This is a genomic window from Wolbachia endosymbiont of Mansonella ozzardi (assembly GCF_020278625.1).
Lineage (GTDB): Bacteria > Pseudomonadota > Alphaproteobacteria > Rickettsiales > Anaplasmataceae > Wolbachia.
In genome coordinates, this window is record NZ_JADAKK010000067.1 from 121 (window position 1) to 4,955 (window position 4,835).

The following is a 4,835-nucleotide window of genomic DNA, read 5'->3' on the forward strand; positions in this document are numbered from 1 at the left end:
ATATATGAAGATAAACAAATCTTGTTTAGATATGATGCATATCAGATTAAAAGTCTGTTGCAAAGTGGCAACATAAAAGAGAAAGAATACAATAGAGAGCTAAAAGAGATATACGAAGACTTAAAGAATGAAATGAGTAAAAGCAGGAGGAACTTCGACTAATAAAGATGATCAATATATTCGTAAATTAAGGAAAGGTAGAAGCGCATCACCGGATTCAATTATGAAATCTGTACAAACAGCGCAACAGTTGCAACACTTTAGGTTCTGAGAAATAGAGTTTATCATTGCTGCAATAGGCTCTCACATGACAAACCAGCTTTTGGTATGTCATGAAGCAACAAAACTACTTGACAGGCTTTGTCAGTTCTGCTATTACAATAGGAAGGGTCTTTTTGATCTCCAGGTTCAATGACAAAATTCAGTAGAAAACTCAGGGTATTTTTTGGTGGGTTGTATCAAATTATAGCGGCTGAATGTCCTTTTCACTTTTTCTACGTTCAGCCAAGTCGCGCTTAAACTAAGCGTCAGCAAATTATTATAACGCCAATTTAAAGTATTATAGAGTCAAAACTTGCCACTCGGGGTTTCTTTTACCTTTTTTTCTCATTTGGTAAATTTCTCAAATATAAGGATTATGCCAACTTTCGTCACCTGGAAATAAAACAAGATACATAATAAATTTGCTAAATCTCTAATCGCAGGAAAACTTTTCAACTTACCACTGAGATTTGGTATAATAATGAGATTTAGTATAAGATCCTAATTATAAAAGCATATTTTCTTGTCGTTCAGTGTTAGTTGACTCACATTCATTATTTTTAATTAACTCGTATACTTCATTACCAATTTCATAGTGAGGTTCTGCAGTTGAGTGGAAATAATCAAAAAAGAAATGACTTTCTAGTGTTTCTTTGCCACACCCAGGATTATAGTGAGCGTCAAGTTTTCCTTTGAATACCAGTTTTGATAGTATTTTTATATTTTCCTTAAGTCCCCCAAGTTGGTCTGCAATATCCGATACACATGCATCTTGATAATTTAAACCTTCGCTCTTGTATTTATCGAGCATGTTTTTCATTTTAGAATTAAGGTCGAATGTTTTTATTTCAAGACCTGTACTTTTCCTCATATTATCCAAGCCATTGGCTAATTTTACATTGAAGCTCTCTGTGAGTTTTGTAGCTAGTTCCTTTGCTTCTTTATTTCTACTGAAAGCTGGTATTGAGCCAATGTCTGGCGCATTTGCAACAACTACGTGCTTGACACCATACTCGTTTAGAGCCTTAAGTACATTACATATTTCACTAACTGCTTGTTCTATTACTTCTTCCCCTTTAGTATCGTCATAAGCGGTAGCAACCATGATGTCATTTCCACCAATCATGATGAAAAATAAATCTTCTTCACCTATGTCTGGATGATGCTTAATTACCGCATCTAGTTGGTTGGCTAAACGAAATTTGTTGAAGAAATAGGAATAAATGGGATCAGAAATTTCAGATGCTGCTGCATATGAAACTGCATAGTTTTGGCCTTGTTGTTCGTGACATTTACCAAGAAATGAGCAACTCCATCCAGGTTTAAACTCTTCTAAATCTAAGTGTTTTGCTACGTATTCAACAGCAACAGGGCCATTGCTAAAAGACCTTCCTTGATAAAAAGGTTCATTAAATTTCACGTTTTTTGCAAAGGAGAATGTCTCTAAAATTCCACAAAGTGCACCATTATCAGATAAACTGTCACCTAGAATATAAAGATTTTTATACTTAAAATTGTTATTTTTGTTTACCATGATGTTTATTAAATAGATTAATATACGATCGTGTTGTTTAGCATGAGACCCATAAAAAAAAGCAAAGAGTAGTGGTTAGATTACACAATTTTTTTGCAGTTTCTTACTATAAAACTTGCTCTTCATAACTAAAACACCTATGTTCCAAGTTTAAAGTAAGACTAGTGCTGTAGAGAAATTTCTTAATATGGTTGTTAGTATCCATGTTTTATGCATATCAATACATATTGTGTGTAATTCTAAATGTTGTAGCTCCTGAATTGATGGTAAGGTTTAACATAGGAACAACAGAAAATAGGACAATTTTGTGGCCTATACTATGTAGGCTATGTGTTAGCGCATATTCCTGTGGGTATTCTTCTGGATAGATCTGGTTCCAAAATTATCATACCTGCTTGTATTATGCTGATATCTTTGGATGCTTTGCCTTTAGTCAGTTCTAACAATTAGAGTTATTCTATTGTTGGGAGAGTAATTAACTGGTATTGGATCTTCTGCTTAAGCACTCGGACTCTTTAAAATAATAAGCATCTATTACCGTAGAGAAAATTTGCCATTATGTTCAGCATATCGGTTATTATTGGCATTTTAGGTGGTATATTTGCCACTAAACCACTACATATCTTATTTGATAAATTCGGATGGGATTATGTACTGACTGCATGCATAACATTTGGATTATTGCTTGCTTTAACTACCTTTATATCTATACCTAAAGTTGGTACCTCAGGCGAAAAACTAAACATCAAAAATTTGGGCAAAGTTATATTTAATAAAAACATTTTATTGATAGGTTTGTTTGGCAGTTTTATGGTTTAACCGTTAGAAGTCTTTGCAGACGCGTGGTCTGCATCGCTCTTGCATGAGATGTATACCATAAATAGACATGTTGCATATAGCATCTCAAAGTGGATACTGATAGGCTTTAGCTCTGGACATCTATTATTTCCTTATATATTAGCAAAGAATCCAAGCAAGCACTATGAGATAATAATTTCTTGTGCTATAGCTATGATAATTGTGTTCTAGTTACTTTTTACATTCGATATTAACGCACCTCTGTCATATGTATTATTCTTTATTGGCCTCGTTTCCACTTACCAACTTGCTTTGGTTGCTAAAGTTGTAAGTTGTATGGAAAATGATGCGGTAGCAAGTGCAGGATCTATAAGTAATTCCATAGTTATGAGTTTTGGTTATTTTTTTTCATGTCGTTATTGCAAATATAATGAATTTTTGTTGGAACGGTAAAATTGTCGATGGAAAGCCATTTTATGGGACTGACGTAATGATTAGATCCATTCTAGTAATACCTATATGTTTATTAACAGGGATGGTAGGCTTTTGGTCACTTAAAGTCAGAGAACACTATAATAAAGAGTTGATTTTATTTTTAAGGTATGAAAGGAGAGAAGATATAAATTCCCTTTGTAATATGTAGAGTGTCTCAGTGAAAAAATTATGCTTGTATTAGAGTAATCTATACCATACATTATACATAATGTCTTTATAGACTGTGGTGAATATGTTCAGAAAAGCCGTGCAGGATTTCGCTAATGCAGCAACAAATTCAGTTTGGTTAGGATCTTTTCAACAGAATTGCCACAGCGAGAGCCAGCTTCACCTAGTTCACATGAATCTAATGACAAAAATGTTGCAGGACTAAGATATAAAAAGGGCATAACAAAAGTTCAGCATCCGGAGACTTTTTCTACACAATGTATCAGCATATTAAAGTTTCTCCTAGGCAGATTCCAGCAGGTGGAAGTAGTAGAATTGCAAAACCATCTCTAGAAGGAGATGTTCAGTTTAAAAAACTTAGAGATATTGCTAGATTAAATCCAGCTTTACGTTATAGTAAAAGCCAATCTGCGAGTTTTGGCGCTAGTCAACAGACAGTAAAAAATATTCTTGCAGAAGGAGAAAAAAGTGATATCTTAAGTAGAGTATGGGATTTAATGGAAAATCCTATAAGCCGTAGTTCTAGGGAGGATAAAATGCACGTAAGTAGAAATGAACAGTATATCGAGAACTCACAAGAGGAACAACTTCAGGACAAAAATAAGCTAGAAGATCGAATCAAAGAGCCAAATGATCAAGCAACTAAACCTACTAAAGAAAAGAATCAACTAGATAAGGATCTAAATAGTGCTAAGCAAAGCTTGAATAAAAAAGATAAGAAACTTGAGAACAAAAATAAAGAATCAGAGAGTAAAGCTCAGGAGCTAGAAGAACTTAAAAGTGAAAATGAAAAGCTGAAAGATGAAAATAAAGAGCTGAATATAAAACTACAGGAATTTGAAAAAGAAAATAAAGAACTCAAGGAAGAGTTAGACAGAAAAATCATTAAAGTTAATACACTTACTGAGGGAAAAGAGCAACTAGAAGAGAACCTAAATGGTACAAATCAAGCCTTGAATGAAAAAGATGAGGAGCTTAAGAACAAAAATAAAGAATTAGAGAGTAAAGCTCAGGAGTTGGAAGAACTTAAAAATGTAAATGAGGGTGAAACCCAACAGCTAGAAAGTCGAGTCAAAGAGTTAGAAGAACTTAAAAGTGAAAATGAAAGTCAAATCAAAGGTCTACAGAAGCAACTTGAGAGCAGAAATAAAGAGCTGAAGGATAGTCAAGACAGAAAACCTATAGTAGTAAATGTTCAAGGAGTAAAAGGTAAGGTAAATTATGCCTCTGCTTCTTTCATATTATCTGGGGTGTCTGCTGTTGGGGCAAGTTTAGCAACACCTTATTTAGTAATATGCACTACACTCGCTGTAGCTGCGTCGGTTTTTCTTGCATTAGGGTGCTATTATTTGTACAAAGCAAATACTGCACTTAGCAATGTTAAAGTTGATCAACAAGACAATCAGCGATTGCTTGAAAGTAGTCTGTAGAGTTTTATCTCTACTTTTAGCAGGTTTAAAAGTGCGAGCTATAGTGTTATATCTATCAGAAGCGTGGTGAATATTGAAGCAAAAGTGGTGTCACTCCAGCAGTTGATACTAGGATCTACTGTCTAAAACATCAAGATAGAAATTGTTAT

At 34.0% G+C, this 4,835-nt stretch carries 4 protein-coding genes; 3 read left to right on the forward strand and 1 reads right to left on the reverse strand.

Annotation, left to right across the window (positions count from 1 at the left end; translation table 11 throughout):
• Positions 1–766: 766 nt before the first annotated feature.
• A complete protein-coding gene (locus IHO40_RS05325; protein ID WP_225537103.1) occupies positions 767–1,795 on the reverse strand; it encodes an SGNH/GDSL hydrolase family protein in 1,029 nt (342 codons plus the stop codon).
• A gap of 558 nt (positions 1,796–2,353) precedes the next feature.
• Between IHO40_RS05325 and IHO40_RS05330 the strand changes: the two genes are divergently transcribed.
• The 3 genes from IHO40_RS05330 (at position 2,354) to IHO40_RS05340 (ending at position 4,686) form a co-directional block, all read left to right on the forward strand.
• Entirely contained in the window at positions 2,354–2,614 is a 261-nt protein-coding gene (locus IHO40_RS05330; RefSeq protein ID WP_225537104.1) for a hypothetical protein, read from the forward strand.
• Between the two features lie 409 nt (positions 2,615–3,023).
• On the forward strand, positions 3,024–3,236 hold the full coding sequence (locus IHO40_RS05335; RefSeq protein ID WP_225537105.1) for a hypothetical protein: 213 nt from the start codon (positions 3,024–3,026) through the stop codon (positions 3,234–3,236).
• Positions 3,237–3,513: 277 nt separating this feature from the next.
• Positions 3,514–4,686, forward strand: a complete 1,173-nt coding sequence (locus IHO40_RS05340; RefSeq protein ID WP_225537106.1) for a TomO hydrophobic C-terminal domain-containing protein — start codon at positions 3,514–3,516, stop codon at positions 4,684–4,686.
• Positions 4,687–4,835 lie beyond the last annotated feature (149 nt).